The 18,418-nt window shown below is 45.8% G+C and carries 21 protein-coding genes and 3 pseudogenes; 19 read left to right on the top strand and 5 right to left on the bottom strand.

Translation table 11 applies throughout. The features are described 5' to 3' along the window. A pseudogene (flgB, locus tag ATN88_RS15475) lies at positions 1-362 on the bottom strand (flagellar basal body rod protein FlgB). A gap of 78 nt (positions 363-440) precedes the next feature. On the opposite strand from flgB, the gene flgA reads away from it, so the two are divergent. The 13 genes and pseudogenes from flgA to ATN88_RS15420 all read left to right on the top strand — a co-directional run bounded on the left by flgA (position 441) and on the right by ATN88_RS15420 (position 9,112). After that, complete coding sequence (gene flgA / locus ATN88_RS15470; RefSeq protein ID WP_232313295.1) at positions 441-1,235, top strand: flagellar basal body P-ring formation chaperone FlgA; 795 nt, start codon at positions 441-443, stop codon at positions 1,233-1,235. Between the two features lie 113 nt (positions 1,236-1,348). Next, positions 1,349-1,879 (top strand): YbhB/YbcL family Raf kinase inhibitor-like protein, encoded by a 531-nt coding sequence (locus tag ATN88_RS15465; RefSeq protein ID WP_067417789.1) that lies wholly within the window; start codon positions 1,349-1,351, stop codon positions 1,877-1,879. Positions 1,880-1,891: 12 nt separating this feature from the next. Beyond that, a pseudogene (locus ATN88_RS15460) lies at positions 1,892-2,658 on the top strand (helix-turn-helix transcriptional regulator). 197 nt (positions 2,659-2,855) lie between these two features. Further along, complete coding sequence (gene flgM / locus ATN88_RS15455; protein ID WP_067417787.1) at positions 2,856-3,137, top strand: flagellar biosynthesis anti-sigma factor FlgM; 282 nt, start codon at positions 2,856-2,858, stop codon at positions 3,135-3,137. Positions 3,138-3,161: 24 nt separating this feature from the next. After that, positions 3,162-3,596 (top strand): flagellar protein FlgN, encoded by a 435-nt coding sequence (gene flgN, locus ATN88_RS15450; protein ID WP_067417784.1) that lies wholly within the window; start codon positions 3,162-3,164, stop codon positions 3,594-3,596. A gap of 4 nt (positions 3,597-3,600) precedes the next feature. Continuing rightward, positions 3,601-4,305: a lytic transglycosylase domain-containing protein gene (locus ATN88_RS15445; protein WP_232313293.1), complete on the top strand. Its 705-nt coding sequence runs from the start codon at positions 3,601-3,603 to the stop codon at positions 4,303-4,305. A gap of 282 nt (positions 4,306-4,587) precedes the next feature. Next, positions 4,588-5,313 carry a basic amino acid ABC transporter substrate-binding protein gene (locus tag ATN88_RS15440; protein ID WP_067417781.1) on the top strand — a complete coding sequence of 242 codons (726 nt, stop codon included), beginning with the start codon at positions 4,588-4,590 and terminating at the stop codon, positions 5,311-5,313. A gap of 74 nt (positions 5,314-5,387) precedes the next feature. Continuing rightward, entirely contained in the window at positions 5,388-5,537 is a 150-nt protein-coding gene (locus ATN88_RS26185) for a hypothetical protein (protein WP_198158389.1), read from the top strand. Between the two features lie 5 nt (positions 5,538-5,542). Further along, positions 5,543-6,064: an amino acid ABC transporter permease gene (locus ATN88_RS15435; RefSeq protein ID WP_198158388.1), complete on the top strand. Its 522-nt coding sequence runs from the start codon at positions 5,543-5,545 to the stop codon at positions 6,062-6,064. Next, the gene (locus ATN88_RS15430; protein WP_067417777.1) at positions 6,057-6,782 is read left to right on the top strand and encodes an amino acid ABC transporter ATP-binding protein; all 726 of its coding nucleotides are present in this window, start codon (positions 6,057-6,059) and stop codon (positions 6,780-6,782) included. The genes ATN88_RS15435 and ATN88_RS15430 overlap by 8 nt, the downstream gene beginning before the upstream one ends. Positions 6,783-6,933: 151 nt before the next feature. Continuing rightward, positions 6,934-7,434 carry a DMT family transporter gene (locus tag ATN88_RS28640; RefSeq protein ID WP_332308915.1) on the top strand — a complete coding sequence of 167 codons (501 nt, stop codon included), beginning with the start codon at positions 6,934-6,936 and terminating at the stop codon, positions 7,432-7,434. Positions 7,435-7,519: 85 nt separating this feature from the next. Then, positions 7,520-7,777, top strand: coding sequence for a hypothetical protein (locus ATN88_RS28635; RefSeq protein ID WP_332308914.1), 258 nt, complete (start codon positions 7,520-7,522; stop codon positions 7,775-7,777). Between the two features lie 198 nt (positions 7,778-7,975). Beyond that, positions 7,976-9,112, top strand: a complete 1,137-nt coding sequence (locus ATN88_RS15420) for an SPASM domain-containing protein (protein ID WP_067417774.1) — start codon at positions 7,976-7,978, stop codon at positions 9,110-9,112. A gap of 74 nt (positions 9,113-9,186) precedes the next feature. Here ATN88_RS15420 and ATN88_RS15415 read toward each other — a convergent pair. The 3 genes and pseudogenes from ATN88_RS15415 to ATN88_RS15405 all read right to left on the bottom strand — a co-directional run bounded on the left by ATN88_RS15415 (position 9,187) and on the right by ATN88_RS15405 (position 11,511). Next, positions 9,187-10,348: pseudogene (locus tag ATN88_RS15415) on the bottom strand (diaminopropionate ammonia-lyase). 73 nt (positions 10,349-10,421) lie between these two features. Next, positions 10,422-10,814: a RidA family protein gene (locus ATN88_RS15410; RefSeq protein WP_067417771.1), complete on the bottom strand. Its 393-nt coding sequence runs from the start codon at positions 10,812-10,814 to the stop codon at positions 10,422-10,424. Positions 10,815-10,839: 25 nt separating this feature from the next. Continuing rightward, positions 10,840-11,511: a helix-turn-helix transcriptional regulator gene (locus tag ATN88_RS15405; protein WP_067417768.1), complete on the bottom strand. Its 672-nt coding sequence runs from the start codon at positions 11,509-11,511 to the stop codon at positions 10,840-10,842. 338 nt (positions 11,512-11,849) lie between these two features. Here ATN88_RS15405 and ATN88_RS15400 point away from each other — a divergent pair, with 338 nt between their 5' ends. The 5 genes from ATN88_RS15400 to ATN88_RS15385 all read left to right on the top strand — a co-directional run bounded on the left by ATN88_RS15400 (position 11,850) and on the right by ATN88_RS15385 (position 16,229). Continuing rightward, positions 11,850-13,016 (top strand): M24 family metallopeptidase, encoded by a 1,167-nt coding sequence (locus tag ATN88_RS15400; RefSeq protein WP_067417765.1) that lies wholly within the window; start codon positions 11,850-11,852, stop codon positions 13,014-13,016. Positions 13,017-13,091: 75 nt separating this feature from the next. Beyond that, a complete protein-coding gene (locus tag ATN88_RS15395; protein ID WP_157490730.1) occupies positions 13,092-13,931 on the top strand; it encodes a maleate cis-trans isomerase family protein in 840 nt (279 codons plus the stop codon). A 125-nt stretch (positions 13,932-14,056) separates the two neighbouring features. Beyond that, a complete protein-coding gene (locus ATN88_RS28945; protein ID WP_232313290.1) occupies positions 14,057-14,494 on the top strand; it encodes an EamA family transporter in 438 nt (145 codons plus the stop codon). Then, the gene (locus tag ATN88_RS28940) at positions 14,461-15,018 is read left to right on the top strand and encodes a DMT family transporter (protein WP_232313288.1); all 558 of its coding nucleotides are present in this window, start codon (positions 14,461-14,463) and stop codon (positions 15,016-15,018) included. The genes ATN88_RS28945 and ATN88_RS28940 overlap by 34 nt, the downstream gene beginning before the upstream one ends. Before the next feature lie 59 nt (positions 15,019-15,077). Continuing rightward, entirely contained in the window at positions 15,078-16,229 is a 1,152-nt protein-coding gene (locus ATN88_RS15385; RefSeq protein ID WP_067417761.1) for a M20 aminoacylase family protein, read from the top strand. Between the two features lie 82 nt (positions 16,230-16,311). On the opposite strand, the gene ATN88_RS15380 is transcribed toward ATN88_RS15385, so the two are convergent. After that, entirely contained in the window at positions 16,312-16,989 is a 678-nt protein-coding gene (locus tag ATN88_RS15380) for a helix-turn-helix transcriptional regulator (RefSeq protein ID WP_067418041.1), read from the bottom strand. Between the two features lie 370 nt (positions 16,990-17,359). Between ATN88_RS15380 and ATN88_RS15375 the strand changes: the two genes are divergently transcribed. After that, positions 17,360-18,328: a DMT family transporter gene (locus ATN88_RS15375; RefSeq protein WP_067417757.1), complete on the top strand. Its 969-nt coding sequence runs from the start codon at positions 17,360-17,362 to the stop codon at positions 18,326-18,328. Positions 18,329-18,418: the final 90 nt, after the last annotated feature.

The following is an 18,418-nucleotide window of genomic DNA, read 5'->3' as shown; positions in this document are numbered from 1 at the left end:
TTAACGTCCTTCAATCACTTTTGCCAGCCCGCTGAATTTCATGTTGAGAAACGTCAGGCTGGTTTGAAAATCCATGTTGTTCTGAGTGAACTTTGCTTGTTCAACGCCCAGCTCAACCGTGTTCCCGTTTTTACTGTTCTGATAAGGAATCGAGTACTTGGCAGAAATCTGCATTTGAGGGAGCGGTTTCCCAACGCCAGATGGCGATAGCTGACTCATCACAGTGGTAAAGCTCAGGTCTCTGGCGAGATATCCCGGCGTATCAACATTCGCTAGGTTACTCGCGAGGACTTTGGTAGCTGGACGCGAAAATTTAACGCCTCTGGATGCACACCTAACGCATTGTCAAACGTGATTGCCATGCGTCTCTCCTTCATCGTGTTTCGAATACTGAGAGAAATAAACAATTTGCATGCCAAAAAATAAAACAAACAAATACAATGACATACAATAAAGAATGGAAGCCAAACTTCCGCTTATCGGAAGTTGAAGCGAGCAGAGGGAAATGGCGTATTTCCATAGGATGCATCATGCTGTCGATGCTTTTTATACCGCCCTTGGTTTCAGCAGAATCCGTCGAAAAAGTGGATGAAAATGCCTTCAGATCTTGGCTATTGGAAGCCCACAAGCAAGAAGTCGCAGAGGTCGCTCAGTCTCACAATTGGCCTGACTATTCCTTAGACAGCACAATTCGAGTCCCCGCTTCTGTCGGCCACCTTCCGGTTTGTAAAATGCCGTTGAATACAGAGGGAAGAGACCATCAATCTCTGCCAATCGGCAACCTTAAACGCGCCGTATCCTGCAGCGATAAGAACTCGTCATGGCGAATCAACGTGGCAATAAAAAGTGCAATCACTTTGCCTGTGGTGTTTCTCAATAAAAGCTTACAGCGTGGTGATGAAATCACACCTTCTGCTCTAACCATCAAAAAGCACACTCTCAGCAAAGGTTATCCATTCTTCACTAACAAAGAAGATGCCATTGGCTTGCGCACTATTCGCAGACTGCGCAGCGGAAACGTACTAAATGCATCACACCTTGAATCCGTGCCACTTGTTATGAAGGGCAATGAAGTCTTGTTAGTAGCCAGCAAAGGGGATTTTCAAGCATCAATGAAAGGTGTCGCACTGGAAGAGGGTAAGAAAGGTGAGCAAATCGATGTACGTAATTTGTCATCGAACAAAGTAGTACGCGCAGTGGTGACAGGAAAGAACACCGTCAAGACGCAGTTCTAGAAAACACAGAAAAGCTCATTTTTACCTATAATACCACCATCATTGAGCGTTAAAGTGAATTAAACATTACCTTAAAGCACTAAAGTGCTCTCACCAACACAAGGAGAGCCATCATGAAAATTAAATATATTGTTCCTTTTATCGCGGCCATGACGTTTGGCGCGCATGCCATGACACTGACCAGCAATGACATTCAAGAAGGCAGCCGTATGAGTGATACATTTGCTTTCCAAGGATTCGGTTGTGACGGCGACAATGTCTCACCACAATTAAGCTGGCGTGGCGCACCAAAAGGGACCAAAAGCTATGCGATCACCGCTTATGACCCTGACGCACCAACGGGAAGCGGATGGTGGCACTGGGTAGCTGTTGATATTCCAGCCTCTCAACATAGCGTAAAACAAGGTGCATCCGGCCATATACCTTCGGCTATCGAAATGAAAAATGACTACGGTACGCAAGGCTTTGGTGGTGTATGTCCACCGAAAGGCGATGGCATGCACCGTTACCAATTCACCGTTTGGGCACTCCCAACTGAAAAGTTAGCTCTACCAGCCAATCCGTCGAATGCGCTAGTTGGTTACATGCTCAATAGCACTGCGTTGGACAAAGCAACACTGACCGCAACCTATGTAAATGAATAAGGAAACAACGCGATGAAACATGTCGTGCAGACAGGACAATTTCGTGGTCAATCAAAACAGCCGCTGAGAAATGTCTATATCTATGCACCGACTATCATTTGGGTCAACAAAGGCAGCAAGCAACTTTGGTGGATGATTCATCGCGTGGCTACACGCCAAGTGACTGGTTGGTGATTCCCGCCAGTCACTACCTCACTTTCGTCAATCTCCCTGAGCACGCAGATTTTTATTCACGCACACTCACTTTTTTTGAGCCACCATCCGACGAATTGCTAACCCGCTCTCGGCAAAAAGCCGATCAAGCGGAGCCGCGTGTCGAAGTCACACCACAACTCGCGTTTTGCTTTAACACCCTTTTCAGCATGGTTGAAAAAGGGCTGTCTCAAGACGCCCAACGGCATTTCCTCGAGGGGTTTTATACTGAGCTTGCGGAAACGAATGCGCTGCATTTGCTTTTCCCAGGTGGCAATCGCTCAATGAAAGAGCGCGTTGCGCAGTACCTTAGCGTTAACCCTGGCGACCCTCATCCTATCGATACCGTTGCACAGCATTTTTCCATGAGTCGAGCAACATTGACTCGTAAGCTCACTGCGGAAGATGCATCATTTCGTCAGGTGCTGACACATGTGCGAATGGTATATGCCCTGTCCTTGATGCAAGAGTACGGTACGCAAATTGATTTGGCGTTGAAATGTGGATACCAATCTGAAGCGCGTTTTTCTCTCAAATTCAAAGAGACGTTTGGCATCACGCCAAGGCAGTACATCAAAACGCTCTAGCTCCATACCACGCATCTCAAACGGGTATTTTTTGACTGAGGTTGGCATTTTTCGTCGCACCTACTCGGCAAAGCCTGCACTTTTTGTGTAAAACGGCTAAACGACAGAAAAATCTCTTCTGGTATTTAATGCATTCGTCGTAATGGTCGCATTCATCCAGTAAGCGTTGAATTACCTGATGAATAAGGACGATTACCATGAAAATCGATAAAGTCTCCAGTGGCCATGTTCCACAAAGTTCGCTTCAACAAGCATCGAACAAACCACTTGAAACACCAACTCGTCCTGCCCCTGTTGAACCACAAGTTAGCGTGAATACTGCGGCTATCGAACAAGCACAGAAAGACATGTCTTCGTTACCCGATGTCGACATGGCCAAAGTGGATGCCATTCGCAATGCCCTTCACCGTGGTGAACTCAGCTTGGACATGAAAGCGTTATCGCAAGCTGTGATGAAGTTTCATACCGGAAGAGAATAATCCACACGCCAACAAGGACTCCATATGGCACCGAATGCAACACAGCTTATCCAGTACTTTTTGCAAACCGTCAGTCACGACATCAAACACTATGAGCAGCTACTGGATCTTTTGAAACGCCAACGAGTCCTCTATGTTTCCTTTGACGCAGTTGCGTTGCAGGAAAACCTTGCCGCGCAACAACCGTTGTTGAACACCCTTAAAACCTCATCGCGACAGCGACAAGATTGCTTAAAGCAACTCGGGCTTGAGGATTCGAACAGAGGCGTTTCTCGCCTGCAAAACGCATTGCCTTCCGCGTTGAAAAAGAAAGCGATGGTGCAATGGGACTCGCTTCAGCGCCTTGTCGAGCAATGCCAGCAATACAACAATGACAATGGGCAAGTATCCGCTTCTTTCCATGAAATGATTTCTGGTGTGATCAAGCCTGCCGCAGATATCTACCACGAACAGCCATAAGCCCTTGCTCAACGTCTTCCTCAAGCGTTGCACGCTCATATTGGCTCTGGGTGTTTGCCTCATCAGCACCCCAAAACCATTACTAGCCAAACCTTTGCCAGAAGATGTGTCAAAAGAGCATTCAATCCTCGCGCCTTACCAACAACAAATAGAAGCACGATTTAACGCCTATTCACCGCTTGTAAGCCACATTTTAAAGCAGCTAAAAGCACTGGGCTTACCGGAGCAGTTTGTTCTCATTCCAATGCTTGAATCTTCATTCAATGCCAATGCCATTTCCCACGCCAATGCGGCAGGATTGTGGCAACTCATTCCTGCCACCGCAGAGCGATTTGGTTTGAATGTCACGGAAGGAAAGGATGAACGTTTTGATGAATTCGCAAGCACAGAGGCGGCGTTGAAATATCTCGCTTTCCTTTACCGAAAGTTTGAAGGCAACCAGACGCTAACACTGGCTGCGTATAATGCAGGGGAAGGCCGCGTGCAGCGTGCTATTCAACGCCAAAAGCACACTCATTTCTCTTCGCTATCGCTTCCCACAGAAACCAAAACATACGTCGCACGGTTTTATGCATTAGCGTCTCTGCTCGATATCGACGCATTGCACCAGCATCATTTCCAGCCATTCTCACTGTTTACAAATACACCATCCAAAACCACTCAGCCTTTAGTGGATTTCTCTTCTTTACCACCGTTGATATCTCTCTAAATAAACCCATTCACAAAACATATACCTCACACTAAAAATAACCTTAAAAACGAATAATTCATCATCAACACAAAAATTACCCTCAAAGAAAAACCTCTTAAAAATCATCATAAATCACTTATATATAATCAGTTATATGAGATTAAATAAATTAAACTTAAGATATAAAACACCACAATAAGTGAATAATTTAGCATTTTTAATGAATTTATATTTACACAATAAAAAGAATTGGATTATAGTCATCAACAGGTCATAACGTATTCATTTAGAGAGCAATTTATGAAAAAAATCATTGCGGTACTTGGACTCTCGTTAGCAGCACTGACGGGTTGTGGCGAAGAAGAAAATGTTCTGGTCGTCGGCACAAACGCATCATTTCCTCCGTTTGAATATATCGGTGGTGCAAACGGTGACGAGATCATGGGATTTGATATCGATATCGTTAAGAAAATTGCCGAGGACAGCGGCAAAACACTGAAAGTGGAGGACATGTCGTTCGATTCTTTGATCGTTGCACTTAACGCGGGCCGTATCGACATGGTCGCGGCAGGCATGACTATTACCCCTGAGCGCCAAGCCAATGTTGACTTCTCTGACCCTTACTATGAAGCGACTCAGGTAGTTGTTACTCAAAACGGTGACACCAGCATTCAATCTATCGATGACCTGAAAGGTAAAAAGATCTCCGTTCAGCTTGGTACTACGGGTGACATCATGGCGAAAGAGTTTAGCGACCAGGTTGTTGCGTTCAACACGGGTTTTGAAGCCATGATGGAGCTTAAAAATGGCCGCGTTGATTTGATGCTTTTCGACAAAGCTCCTGCGGCTAACTTGCTGAAGAAGAACCCAGAACTAGAGCTTCAAGAACTGCCATTCAACCCTGAGTACTACGGTCTTGCGGTGGCGAAAGGTAACGTTGAACTGCAAAAACAAGTCAACACTACACTTGCAGCAATGAAAGCCAATGGCGATTTCGACGCCCTGCTGACCAAACACATTAAGTAATTCCCCCACCAGTGGTCATCGCAGGTACTTCCCCTTTCCTGCGATGACCGCACAAAAATGAAGTAGCAGTATTGATGCAAGCAATTATAGATTCGTTATTCACCCCCATCGGCTCCGATGGCATGATCGGTATCTTACTGATCCTAAACGGCTTAAAAGTCACGCTCATGGTGACCTTCTTTGCATCATCCTTGGTTCCATTCTTGGCGTTTGTACAACGCTGATGAAAATGTCTGGCAAGTGGTATCTAACTTGGCCTGCCAATATCTACGTTAGCGTTATTCGTGGCACGCCAGTCGTCGTTCAGCTTGTGATCCTTTACTTCATCGTTCTTGCATCTTTGGACGTCGATAAAATCACTGCCGCGATCATTGCCTTTGGTTTAAACAGCGGTGCCTATATTTCAGAAATTATCCGAGCAGGTATTCAGGCTGTCGATAAAGGACAAATGGAAGCTGCTCGCTCACTCGGCCTTTCACACAGCCAAGCTATGCAGGATGTTATTTTCCCACAGGCACTAAAAAACATCCTTCCGGCACTAGGTAATGAATTTATTGTGCTGCTGAAAGAGACTGCGGTAATCGGTTTTATCGGTGGCGTAGACTTGATGCGCGCTGGGGAAATCATCCGAAGCCGTACCTTTGAAGATGTCGCCCCGCTCTTTACCTGTGCGATTATCTACTTGATTCTGACGTACACCTTTACGTTCCTTTTAGGCAAATTTGAAAACAGGTTGAAGCAAAGTGATTAGAGTTAACAATCTTCAAAAAAGCTTTGGGGAACATCAGGTTCTAAAAGGGATCACTGAAACCATCAACCAAGGCGAAGTGGTCAGTGTTATTGGCCCATCAGGCAGCGGAAAAAGCACCTTCTTGCGTTGTTTAAATCTTTTGGAAGTGCCAACAGGCGGCGACGTATTTATTGATGACGACGCGATCACCGCACCGGGTGCTGACATCAACAAGCTTCGTCAACGTGTGGGCATGGTGTTTCAGAACTTTAATTTGTTCCCACACAAAACTGTTCTACAAAACATCACCATGGCACCCGTCAAACTGGGGGTTTTGGCACCGGCTGATGCGGAAAACAGAGCCTTGGAACTGCTTGCGCAAGTTGGCCTTTCAGACAAAGCAAACGCCTACCCTTCGAGCCTTTCTGGCGGGCAAAAACAACGTGTAGCAATCGCGCGCGCACTCGCAATGCAACCAGAATTGATGTTGTTTGATGAACCAACATCGGCACTAGACCCAGAAATGGTTGGCGACGTGCTGGACGTGATGAAGTCGCTGGCAAAAGCAGGCATGACCATGGTTATTGTCACCCATGAAATGGGCTTTGCCCGTGAAGTCTCTGACCGCGTATTGTTTATCGATGGTGGCGAGATAGTTGAAAGCGGTCCGCCAGAACAAATTTTCAGTGCACCTGTCCACCAGCGTACACAGTCGTTTTTAAGCAAAGTGCTGAGATAAAACTGCTTAGTTACTCGCAAAACCGCCGACCTTTGGCGGTTTTGTTTTTTCATGCTTTTGAATTCAATCAGCAAATCATTCAGACTTTGCCCCACCACGCACTGCCGCAAAGGACAAGGAGTCCGTCATCGTCTACAAAGCGGTTTTATGGATGTCCGTTGCACTTGGTTCGTTTTGCCTTATGGCCGTTGCAGCTAAGGAACTCAGCAGCGAGGTCGACACCTTTCAAGTTCTCTTTTTCAGAAGCCTTATTGGCCTACTGGTCATTACGACCATCATTTTTGCATCGCGAAATACAGCCTCCCTGCTTAAAACCCAGCGCATCAAGTTACATGGCCTTCGCAATTCGGTGCATTTTATCGGGCAAATGGCATGGTTTATCGGCATTAGCTTGTTACCGTTAGCGGAAGTTTTTGCTCTGGAATTTACCGTCCCACTTTGGACAGCATTGATTGCCGCGTTGTTCTTAAAAGAACGTCTTACGCTTAAAAAACTGCTTTCGATAGCATTCGGATTTGCCGGTGTGCTCATCATCGTCCAACCAGGCGTTAAAGCACTTGATATTGCCTCTCTCGAGGTCCTAGCTGCAGCTATTGCTACGCCATTGCCCACACATGCACAAAATCGCTTTCCACCACAGAGCATCCACTAACCATTTTGTTTTACATGAGCCTTATCCAGCTACCAATTGGTCTAGCACTGGCTCTGCTCAATTGGAAAATGCCGGAAGGGATTCAATGGTTCTGGCTCACCGCCATCGCGCTCACATCATTATTGCTCACTTCAGTATCGCCAAAGCTATGCAAAATGCAGAAGCGACAGTGGTAGTCACCATGGATTTTCTCCGCTTACCACTGATCGCTGTGGTTGGCGTACTGTTCTATGCCGAGCCGTTTGAAGTCGCGTTGTTAATGGGGGCAATGTTGATGTTATGCGGGAACTTAATTAACACACTTCATTTAAGAAAAAGCATTAAAGGAGGACAAAGAATATAAACTAGCACACCAATTTTTCACACCTCAATTAACTTACAACATTGTAAGTTATACCCATCCCTCTCATTTTATTTACATCCGATCGCATTTGATAAAAATAAAATAATAAAAAACTGAGACAAAATTAATAATGACAAATGAAATCATGCTTAATCACAAAAAGTTCAATAATGAAAATACATTTATAATAGGAACACTATGGACATATCGATTACGGAAGATGAAGTTAATGTAGTAAACGTATTAAATAATGAACCAATGCTCTGTAAAGTCCCCTTCAATCAAATCTTGGTGACACCCAACGCTGATGTATATTTATGCTGTGGCTCTCATATCATTAACATGCCTCCCAGTGCAGGCAACCTATTAAGAAAAAGCGGCCGAGAAATTTGGAATAACGAGATCTACAAAAAGTTTCGTATGTCATTTGCTGACGGAAGCTTTCGTTATTGCAACACAAAGACATGCTCAGCTGCTGCTAAGCGACATGACCCTTCTTCACGATTTATGATCCACACAGTGAGTGAGATTGAAAACGATGAAACCCTGAGAGATAGCAACTTTCAGGATTATATAGACGCTCCGGAATCTTTTGATGGCTCGTTAAGAGGCATGCCGACTCGTCTATACCTTGGAATGGATAACAGCTGCAATCTAAAATGCCCTTCTTGTCGAGAAAAGCTAATCATTGAAGACCACCGTAATGGCCGTTTAGACAAGCTTTATGAAAATCTTAGAAGTATCACAAAAGCTGTTGAGTATTTAGAAATTGATGGAGCAGGCGATGTATTTGCGAGTAGTTGGTACCAACGGTTTCTCAAAAATTTTCCAACCGAAGATTTTCCAAATCTAAAAGAAATCGGATTTAGGTCAAATGGGCTACTCTGGACGAAAAAAAACTGGTATCGAATACATCCTTACTTTCGGTCTAAAATGATTAATGCACTAATATCAGTGGATGCAACGACTGAGGAAACTTATAAGAAAGTTAGGGGTGGGTGCTTTCATAGTTTAATGGAAAACTTGGACTTTATTCACTATCTCTTGAAAAACAAAGAAATCAATTGCATAAATCTTATAATGGTTTATCGAAAAAGTAATTACAAAGAGATCCCTCAATTTATAGAGTTAGGGAAACGACTTAGTGCCAGTTATATTGTTATTAATCCTCTTCAAGCATGGGAAGAGTCTGCTTATGTCATTAACGGTCAATATGACGACGAAGCTATCCACCTTCCCACCCATCCAGAGCATGATGCATTCAAAGACTGTCTAAACACTCATGGTGTTAAAAATGGTAAGGATGGCGAGATGTATGTGGATTTTTCTTGGTAATCCAATCTAGATTGCCAATTACGCAAAAAGGAGACCCAATGGTCTCCTTTTCTATGTGCTTGCTATACCAACAATTACAGCGCGTATTCGCTTTCCCACACGATACGGCGGTAGCGGTCAGGTTGGTGTCGCCTTCGGTGCTGAACAGCAGGACAACAGACTCTTCATTCAAACCCATTTGCTCTGCAAACGTTTTGTGGGTGTCGTCTTTCAGCAGAAGGTATAACAGCCCCATACAAATCGCGCCGGACTCACCGCTGGTGACTGTCTCGTCACCTTTCAGTGGGTTGCCTAAAATACGCATACCCGTTGCCGCAACCTTATCTTCGACTGATGCAAAGGTATAGCTGCAATCACGCAGGACTGGCCAAGTGACCGGATTTGGCTCGCCACATGCTAGACCTGCCATGATTGAGCTTAGATCGCCGGTTACATTTACCATCTCGCCTTCTTGGCAGAACGGAAAATACAATCCGCTGCGGCAGGCTCAGCGATAATAGCTTTGAAGCTCTCTGCACCAAGCTTATCTGCCAGATAGCCCAGTACACCGCCAGCCATTGCACCTACACCTGCTTGCAACATCACATGGGTCGGTAGCTCGGTAAGTTGCTCAACCGCTTCATCAGCCATGGTCATGTAGCCTTGAGAGATCCACGTTGGGATCTTTTCATAGCCTTCCCATGCTGTGTCTTGAACCAGCATCCAACCATTTTCATCTGCCGTTTGGCTTGCCAAACGTACCGTGTCATCGTAGTTAACGTCTGTCACGATACACTCTGCGCCTAGACCTTTAATACGATCAACGCTTGCCTGTGGAGAGCCTTTTGGCATATAAACCACGGCTTTTTGTCCCATTTCTCTTGCTGCCCAAGCAACACCGGTACCGTGGTTGCCTGCCGTTGCCGTTGCAAACACCAGTGGTTTTTCCAGCTTGGAAGCAACGGTTTTCAGGTCAATGTCACTGATATCAACGCTCAGGTGTTCAGCCAGTTGGCGTCCTAGCGCATAAGAGCCACCCAACACTTTAAATGCATTCAAACCAAAGCGTTTTGATTCGTCTTTCACCAAAATGCTTTTTACGCCCAAACGTTTAGCCAGGTGTGGCAATGACACCAATGGTGTTGGCGCGTAACCTTCAATTTGTTGGTGAAACGCGCGCGTTTCTTTCGCAACATCGGCAGAGAACACTTGGCTTGTTTGGCCGGTATAGTATTTATTTTCAGTGACTTTCAACATGGCAGCTACTTCTAACAAGAGAATGGGGATGCGGGTTCACCGTTGAACCCGCCGATGAATCTAAAACAAGTGATTAGCGTTTGATGAACGCAATGGCTTCAACTTCTACAAGCGCATCTTTTGGCAAACGCGCAGCTTGTACACACGAACGCGCTGGTGCCATCTCAGTACCGAATACTTCAGTATACACTTCGTTAAATGCGGCAAAGTTTTCCATGTCAGACAAGAAACACGTGGTTTTCAACACAGTATCCATTGAAGCACCTGACGCTTCCAGAATCGCTTTTAGGTTTTCTAGAGACTGACGAGATTGCTCTTTGATACCACCTTCAACGAAAGCCATGGTCTTTGGATCCAGTGGCAACTGACCAGAAGTGAATACGAGGTCTTGGAAACCCATTGCTTGAGAGTACGGACCGATCGCAGCTGGTGCAGATTCTGTGTGGATTTTTGTTTTTGTTGTCATGATGTTTTATCTCTTTCTCAATAATTTACGACTTAAACTCGCGCAAGTATTTGTAGATAGCGTGGCGAGTGATACCTAACCGTTCTGAAACAATGGCTGTTGCTTCTTTCAACTCGAAAATACCGCCTTCAAACAGTAATTTCGTGATTGCTCTGTTCTTACTTTTGGCGTTAATTGAAAGGTCTTTTTCTACTTCTGACGTTGCATGATCTAACGCTTGAGCGATGACATCATTAGCACATGCACTGAAGTTTTCGCTCACCGACATAGACGAATTTGTCATGTCTGGCATCAGGGTCTTGATGATTTCAGGAAATGGAAAAGACAAGTTCATGTTGATACAGAACATACCAATAGGTTTGCCCTCTTCCCCCTCTAGAATACAGGTCGTGGACTTTAGCAAAGAGCCATCTTTGCTCTGAGCAAAGTAGCTTTTTGGGGTTACATTCCCTGACTTTTCAAACGCGCTAAGCATGCGAAGACCCAGATCAGTAATAGGTGAACCCACTTCCCTGCCGGTGTGATGACCGTTAACAATCTTTACTACAGATTTTTCCAAACTTTCAAAGGAGTGAATGACCACTTCGCAATGTGGCCCCACAAAATCTGCGATGGTGTCAGCTAAGCGAAAATAGGCCGCCAGCTTTTCGCGATCATTAGATGTAAATTTTGTGGTTAATTCACTAATACTTATCATGGTGACTGACGTTCCAATGGTTAACTTAAGTTAACTTCAAAAAGTAGAGAAATCGCATTTCTCTCAAGCCAAACAATTAACTTTCGGTAACTATCTGACGCCAATTTTGCGTTTCAATCAACAGAAAAAACCACCAAAGTTTAAATATGTTGACCGAAATCACCTTTCAAAACAAAGAGAGGCCACTTAAGTAAACTTTAGTGAACCGCGAGAGAATGGTCACATTATTTAACTCAATTATTCGTAAACTGCACACCATAACGTTACCGATAGTGAACGCAACCTCAAGAATAGTTCACTTTGAGTAACTAAAATATTGAGTGTAGAAGGATACTGAAATGATTGATTATCTAGCCCGTGGCTTTGAAGTAGCAGAATTTGAACAACGTACCGCTCGTGCTCAACAAATGATGCGTGAGATGAAACTGGACGCAATGATCCTGACTACTGAACCAAACGTTCGCTATTTCACAGGGTTCTTCACCCAGTTCTGGCACAGTCCAACACGTCCTTGGTTCGTTGTTATTCCAGCGGAAGGTAAGCCAACAGCAATCATCCCAGAGATCGGTGCAAGCGGCATGGCAGGTACCTGGGTAGATAACATCATTACTTGGCCTTCTCCACGCCCAGAAGATGACGGTATTAGCTTGGTCGCAAGCTACTTGAACTCACTTCCATCGCGCTTTGGTCGTGTTGGTGCAACGCTGGGTATCGAATCACACCTGCGTATGCCAGTGAACAACTACTTGAAACTGACCACCATGGTTAGCAAAGAGTTTGTTGACGTGTCACTGCAAATGCATGAAATCCGCCAAGTTAAATCAGCTGCAGAAATCGCGAAGGTAAAAGAAATCTGTCGTATCACTAACGTTGGTTTCGCAAAAGTACCTGAGTACGCGAAAGCGGGTATGACTGAACGTGAAATCTGTAAGCAATTCCGTATCGACATGCTGTTGGAAGGTGCTGATGAATGTCCTTACATCATCGCAGGCTCAGGCCCAGACGGTTACGACAGCATCATCATGGGTCCCACTGACCGCGTGATCGAAGATGGCGACGTACTGATCATCGACACGGGTGCAAAACGAGACGGTTACTTCTCTGATTTCGACCGCAACTGGGCATTTGGCTCAGCAAGCGAGCAAACCAAAGCAGCATATCGCGCCGTTTACGAAGCTACTACGGCTGGCTTTGAAGCTGCCCGTCCGGGTGCCACCACGTCAGATATCTACAACGCGATGTGGAAAGTGCTGGAAGCGAATGGCGCACTGGGTAATGACGTAGGCCGTTTAGGTCATGGTCTAGGCATGGAACTGACCGAGCGACCATCTAACACTGCAACCGATAACACCTTGCTAAAACCAGGTATGGTGATGACGCTGGAACCAGGCATGGTTTACGCGCCAGGCAAATCAATGGTCCATGAAGAAAACATCGTGATCACCGAGAACGGTGCTGAGTGGCTAAGCGAACGCGCTGAGCCAGAACTCATCATCATCAAGTAAAAAAAAATCTAAAAACTAAATAAGATTTTGGGCCGACGTTCCCCCTGTGTCGGCCCCTTTTGGACGCTGTACCCTATGAAGACTGTAGAAGAATTTAAAACATTCGAAATACCACTGACCTACCAAGCTGCACCTCGCATCAATCGCACGCACATCGGTTTAGTGCAACTTAGCACGGACCATTCGCTCGAGATGGATTGGGCAAAACTGATTGGCACACAAGCCGCTGTTTTCAGTAGCCGCGTGTTTTACAGCAGTGAAATGACGCCTGAAGCACTGGATAACATTGCCAATGGCATCAGCGAAGCATCCGATCTGATTGCTTATGGCTTGCCAATGGATGTCATGGCGTTTGGCTGTACATCTGCATCCATCATTATCGGTGAAGACCGCGTAGCAGAGTTACTGACGAAAAACCGTGGCGACATCCCAGCGACTAACCCTTGGACGGCGGCACAGGCAGCATTCAAACGTCTTGGTGCGAAGAAGATTGCGGTTTTCTCGCCATACCCAACAGATGTGAACTTTCCACTCTACCAACAGCTGACCAAGGCAGGATTTGAGGTGGTTCGTCTGGGTTCTTTGGGCATCGAACGCGATACTGACATTACCACCGTATCACGCGAATCCATGTTGGAAGCATTGGAACAACTGCTTCCAGACTCAGGTGCTGACTTAGTGTTTATGTCATGTACTAACCTGCGTGTACTCGACCACATTCAAGAAATCGAAGATCGTTTCGGCATTCCTGTCGTTTGCAGTAACTCCGCCATGTTCTGGCATGCGATGCACCTAGCAGGAAACATCGCGTCATGCCCGGGCTACGGCCGTTTGCTCAACCTAGACGCCTCACCATACCCAATGGTTAACACCCGTAAAGACGGTGAAGGCGAAGGTGTCGAAACCGCGGCGTAATGTCGCAACAGAAAACAAGATTTAGCTCTACCGGTTACTGAGCACTCCCATTCCTCTCTATCACAGGCATATAGATGCTTGCGGGCGTGCTCATCTCAAATTTATCGATTTAAAAGGAAATAGATATGAACCGTACAGCAATGGGTTGGGCAGCAGCGATTTTCGTCGGCTTACTGTGGGGTATTCCATGGATTGTCGGCACACCAATTCTCGAAGTTATGGATGCGCAAGTCCTCGTTTGGGCGCGCTATACCGTCGCATTTATCACTCTAGCAATCATTCTTAACGTCGGCATGGCATCTGGGAAACTGGAAAAGAAACGTGACTTCAAACTGAATTGGGAAAACCGTCACGACATTATCTGGACTGCAGCGTGTGGCATCATCGGCCAAGGCGCATTCAGCTTCCTGTCATTCCTGTCTTTAGATTACATCACTGCATCTGAAAACGGCGTGATTCAAGGCTTGATCCCAATCTTGATCTTAACTGTTGGCTTTGTTCGCATGGCGCACGCTTTAACAACCTACAAATGCTGTCGGCACTTGGTGCCTTCGTCGGCGTAGCCATTCTGGTTATGGATCCGAACTCAGAAACTAACGGCTTCAACATCGGTCACCTAATTTGTTTTGGTAGTGCAGCAAGTTTCGCAACCATGGCCTATGCACGTGCTGAACTGGCAGAAAAGTACGGCTCTGTCGCGACCATGTTCCACCAGTTTGTCTTCGCTTCAATCGGCTTTGGTTTGTACCTACTGTTCACCGGTGCTGACCTGACGTCTGCATTGGGTATCTTCAGCTCTCCACTGCGCATTGCATGTATCGTCATTCTGGGTGTTGGTATCTCGGGCATCAGCTACCTGATCTACATTTATGCGATGGAACGTGTCGGTGTTGACGGCACAGGTATGGCACTGAACCTAATGCCACTGTCATCGTTTGTTCTGGCCGTCTTCGCGCTGGGCGAGTCAGTGACCCCAATGCGTCTGCTGGCAATCGTTGTGGTTATCGGTTCAATGATGATGTTCATGAAGTTCGGCAACGATAAAGCGAAAGAAACAGAAACCCAATTAGAAGCTCAAAAAGCGTAAGTTAAGTTAGTTACACGGCGCAGCTAGACGCTGCGCCCACTTTATAATGAGGAACACCCATGACCATTAAGCAACTCGTAACTGAATGGCGCCATCACATTCACAAGCATCCTGAATTCGGTTTCGAAGAGGTGATGACATCAGAAATGGTCGCAAACAAACTGGAAGAGTTTGGCATTGAAGTTCACCGCAATATCGGCAAAACCGGCGTTGTAGGTATTTTGAAGTGTGGTGATAGTGACCGTTCTATCGGTTTGCGTGCAGACATGGATGCACTTCATATTCACGAAAAGAACACTTTTGACCATTGCTCAGTACATGAAGGCGTTATGCATGCTTGCGGTCATGACGGCCACACAGCAATGCTGTTGGGTGCTGCACATGAACTGGCACGTACAAAAGATTTTGATGGCACTGTGTACTTCATTTTCCAGCCAGGAGAAGAACACGGTGTTGGCGCAAAGGCCATGATTGCAGACGGTCTCTTTACGCGCTGGAAGATTGATGAAGTGTACGCCATGCACAACCTGCCAGGTATTCCTGCGGGTCATTTCGCAACGCGCCCACATTCATTAATGGCGAGCGAAAGCAGCTTTGAGATTGAAGTTATTGCCACAGGCGGACACGCTGCAATGCCTCACATGGGCACTGACCCTATTGTGGTTGGCGCACAAATTGTAACCGCCATGCAGACCATCGTTTCGCGTAACCTGAGTGCGATTGACGAAACTGCGGTTATCTCGGTCACCGAGTTTAAAACCAACGGTACAGTAAATGTCATCCCTTCTCGCGTGACCATTAAAGGGGACACGCGTAGCTTCACCGATCAAGCATTGCATAAGATTGAGAAAGCGATTGAGCGCGTTGTCGCAGGCCAATGTATGTCTGCTGGCGTGGAATACACCTACAAGTTCAATAACAGTTTCTTGTCGACCATTAACAGCGCGACTGAAACAGAGCACGCGGTAAAAGCGGCTATCAAAGTCGCAGGTGAAGACAAAGTAAATGGCAGCTGTGCGCCGTTCACCATCAGCGAAGATTTCTCTTTCATGCTGCGTGAACGCCCAGGTTGCTACATTTTGGTTGGCAATGGTGTTGGGGAATGTGGCGGTACGGCATTGCACAACCCGTTCTATGACTTCAACGATGAAATCCTGATGTCAGGCGTACAGTTCTGGCAGACATTGGTCGAAGATCGACTCAATAAATAATAATAACGGAAATACCCTACGAATTTGCGCCCATCCGGTGGGCGCTTTTTTCGTTTTTATTCAGTTCAATACCTTGCTGTACTTAAGCCTCTGACTTGTACTCGCGAAGGTATTTGTAAATCGCATGACGGGTGATCCCTAATCGCTCAGATACGATCGCCGTGGCCTCTTTTAATTCAAAGATACCGTTTTCAAACAGCAGTTTGGTTATGGCTTTGTTCTTACCTTTCGGCGTAATGGAAACATCACCTTCTACTTCAACGATTGCTTGGTTTAAAGCCTGGTCAATCACGTCACCGGCACTTGCACTAAAGTTCTCGCTGACTGACATTGACGAGTGCGCCATATCTGGCATCAGGGTTTTAATGATCTCAGGGAATGGGAATGATAAGTTCATGTTGATGCAAAACATGCCTATCGGTCGCCCTTCTTCACCTTCCAAAATACAAGTTGTCGATTTCAGCAACGCGCCCTCTTTACTCTCCGTAAAGTAACTTTTGGGTGTCACATTGCCCGTTTTCTCAAACGCACTGAGCATGCGCAAACCTAAGTCCGTGATAGGAGAACCCACTTCGCGCCCTGTGTGATGACCATTAACGATTTTTACAACCGACTTTTCCAGGCTCTCAAAGGAATGAATCACCACTTCACAATGGGGACCAATGAAATCAGCAATGGTGTCGGCCAAGCGAAAATAGGCCATCAACACGTCGCGGTCCTTCGGCGTAAACTTCGTAGACAAGTCACTGATACTGTTCATGAGCACCATATTTAATTTAGTTAACTAATGTTGACTATATTGTCATGCGTCGATGCCCAATTTTCAACCTATAAAATCATCATCATTCACTAAAGCAAACTATCCGACCTCATAACTCCTTGTTTGACACTCATTAAGTTCAGTTTGGTTGACCAAATTCACTACTTTGAACAATGGAGTGCAATTTCAGTTAACTAAATTAAACCGCAAGCTATAGGTCACATTATTTAACTGAGTTATCAGTAAACTTCCCTTCATCCGTTAATCGGCACTGACAAACAAGTAATTCGTAGCAACAAACATGAATTCATCGTCAGTACCAAACATGTTTAACCGACCGAATCCCTACAAATTTAAATAAGGAATGACAATGCAGAATCGTCAAGGCAATGCCCTTCTAGGATGGATAGCAGCAATCTCTGTCGCGGTTATCTGGGGTGTCACTGGTGTCGTATCTAAACCTCTTTCTATGGCGGTTGACCCGCTAACTCTCGTCTTTTTTAGATACGTGACCGCAGTGATTGGCCTTTCCATCATTTTCTATTTCACGAAGAAGAGTGCATCGTTGAGCGAAGACTTAGGCTCCTCTTTGCGTATTGAGAAGAAGGATTATCTGAAAATTGCGCTTTGCGGCATCATTGGGCAAGGTGCATTCTCTTTGTTTAACTTCCTCTCTCTTTCGCACATCGGTGCGACCGAGAATGGCGTAATCCAAGGCATGCAGCCATTCGCGACCGTATTCTTCGGCATGATGTTCATGAACTTCCGAATGAACAAGGTGCAGTGGGGCGCATTTATTGTGTCAGCGCTATGTATCTATGCCATGAGCGTTGGCCCAACAAATAACATTGAAGGCGGTAATCCACTTCTTGGCTACGCCTACGTAACCGGCTCTATGCTTTCACTGGCATGGACAGCTCACCTTCGCGCAAGCTTGGCTAACAAGTACGGTTCGGTCGTTTCCATGCTGTACCAATACATTTCTGTTGCGGCATTGGGCATCGTAGTTGTAGTCGCGATGGATTTAGATCTTTCACAAATCAACATCATCCTTTCAAGCCCACTGTTGATCGCACTGTTGGTGTTCTTGGGTACGGGTATCTCGGGCGGTAGCTACCTGATCCAACTGTACTCGTTCAAACAAATCGGTGTTGAAAAAGCGACGATGGCACTAAATCTGATGCCATTGGTAGGCTACGTTGTTGCAGTAATGACGCTGGGTGAAGAGTTGGTGTTCAGCAAGACTGTGATTGTTTCAATCATCGTAGTTGCGCTCTATGTGTTCACCAAGTATGAAAACAAAGAGCCGCAGGTTGAACTGAAAACTCAAAAAGCCTAATCACGAAAAACTTAAAACAACACCAAGAAAATCCCTGACTCCCTTGCGCCCATTTCGGGCGCATTTTTTTGTTCCAAATTCAACGCACAC

The sequence above is a fragment of the Enterovibrio coralii genome (assembly GCF_001559595.1).
GTDB classification, from domain to species: Bacteria; Pseudomonadota; Gammaproteobacteria; order Enterobacterales; family Vibrionaceae; genus Enterovibrio; species Enterovibrio coralii.
This window is presented reverse-complemented; position numbering and strand designations above follow the sequence as displayed.

Bases quoted from the DNA above. Each gene is read 5' to 3' on its own strand.
- flgA (WP_232313295.1), top strand. From the start codon at position 441: ATGACATACAATAAAGAATGGAAGCCAAACTTCCGCTTATCGGAAGTT.
- ATN88_RS15465 (WP_067417789.1), top strand. From the start codon at position 1,349: ATGAAAATTAAATATATTGTTCCTTTTATCGCGGCCATGACGTTTGGC.
- flgM (WP_067417787.1), top strand. From the start codon at position 2,856: ATGAAAATCGATAAAGTCTCCAGTGGCCATGTTCCACAAAGTTCGCTT.
- flgN (WP_067417784.1), top strand. From the start codon at position 3,162: ATGGCACCGAATGCAACACAGCTTATCCAGTACTTTTTGCAAACCGTC.
- ATN88_RS15440 (WP_067417781.1), top strand. From the start codon at position 4,588: ATGAAAAAAATCATTGCGGTACTTGGACTCTCGTTAGCAGCACTGACG.
- ATN88_RS26185 (WP_198158389.1), top strand. From the start codon at position 5,388: ATGCAAGCAATTATAGATTCGTTATTCACCCCCATCGGCTCCGATGGC.
- ATN88_RS15435 (WP_198158388.1), top strand. From the start codon at position 5,543: ATGTCTGGCAAGTGGTATCTAACTTGGCCTGCCAATATCTACGTTAGC.
- ATN88_RS28640 (WP_332308915.1), top strand. From the start codon at position 6,934: ATGTCCGTTGCACTTGGTTCGTTTTGCCTTATGGCCGTTGCAGCTAAG.
- ATN88_RS28635 (WP_332308914.1), top strand. From the start codon at position 7,520: ATGGTTCTGGCTCACCGCCATCGCGCTCACATCATTATTGCTCACTTC.
- ATN88_RS15420 (WP_067417774.1), top strand. From the start codon at position 7,976: ATGGACATATCGATTACGGAAGATGAAGTTAATGTAGTAAACGTATTA.
- ATN88_RS15410 (WP_067417771.1), bottom strand. From the start codon at position 10,814: ATGACAACAAAAACAAAAATCCACACAGAATCTGCACCAGCTGCGATC.
- ATN88_RS15405 (WP_067417768.1), bottom strand. From the start codon at position 11,511: ATGATAAGTATTAGTGAATTAACCACAAAATTTACATCTAATGATCGC.
- ATN88_RS15400 (WP_067417765.1), top strand. From the start codon at position 11,850: ATGATTGATTATCTAGCCCGTGGCTTTGAAGTAGCAGAATTTGAACAA.
- ATN88_RS15395 (WP_157490730.1), top strand. From the start codon at position 13,092: ATGAAGACTGTAGAAGAATTTAAAACATTCGAAATACCACTGACCTAC.
- ATN88_RS28945 (WP_232313290.1), top strand. From the start codon at position 14,057: ATGAACCGTACAGCAATGGGTTGGGCAGCAGCGATTTTCGTCGGCTTA.
- ATN88_RS28940 (WP_232313288.1), top strand. From the start codon at position 14,461: ATGCTGTCGGCACTTGGTGCCTTCGTCGGCGTAGCCATTCTGGTTATG.
- ATN88_RS15385 (WP_067417761.1), top strand. From the start codon at position 15,078: ATGACCATTAAGCAACTCGTAACTGAATGGCGCCATCACATTCACAAG.
- ATN88_RS15380 (WP_067418041.1), bottom strand. From the start codon at position 16,989: ATGAACAGTATCAGTGACTTGTCTACGAAGTTTACGCCGAAGGACCGC.
- ATN88_RS15375 (WP_067417757.1), top strand. From the start codon at position 17,360: ATGCAGAATCGTCAAGGCAATGCCCTTCTAGGATGGATAGCAGCAATC.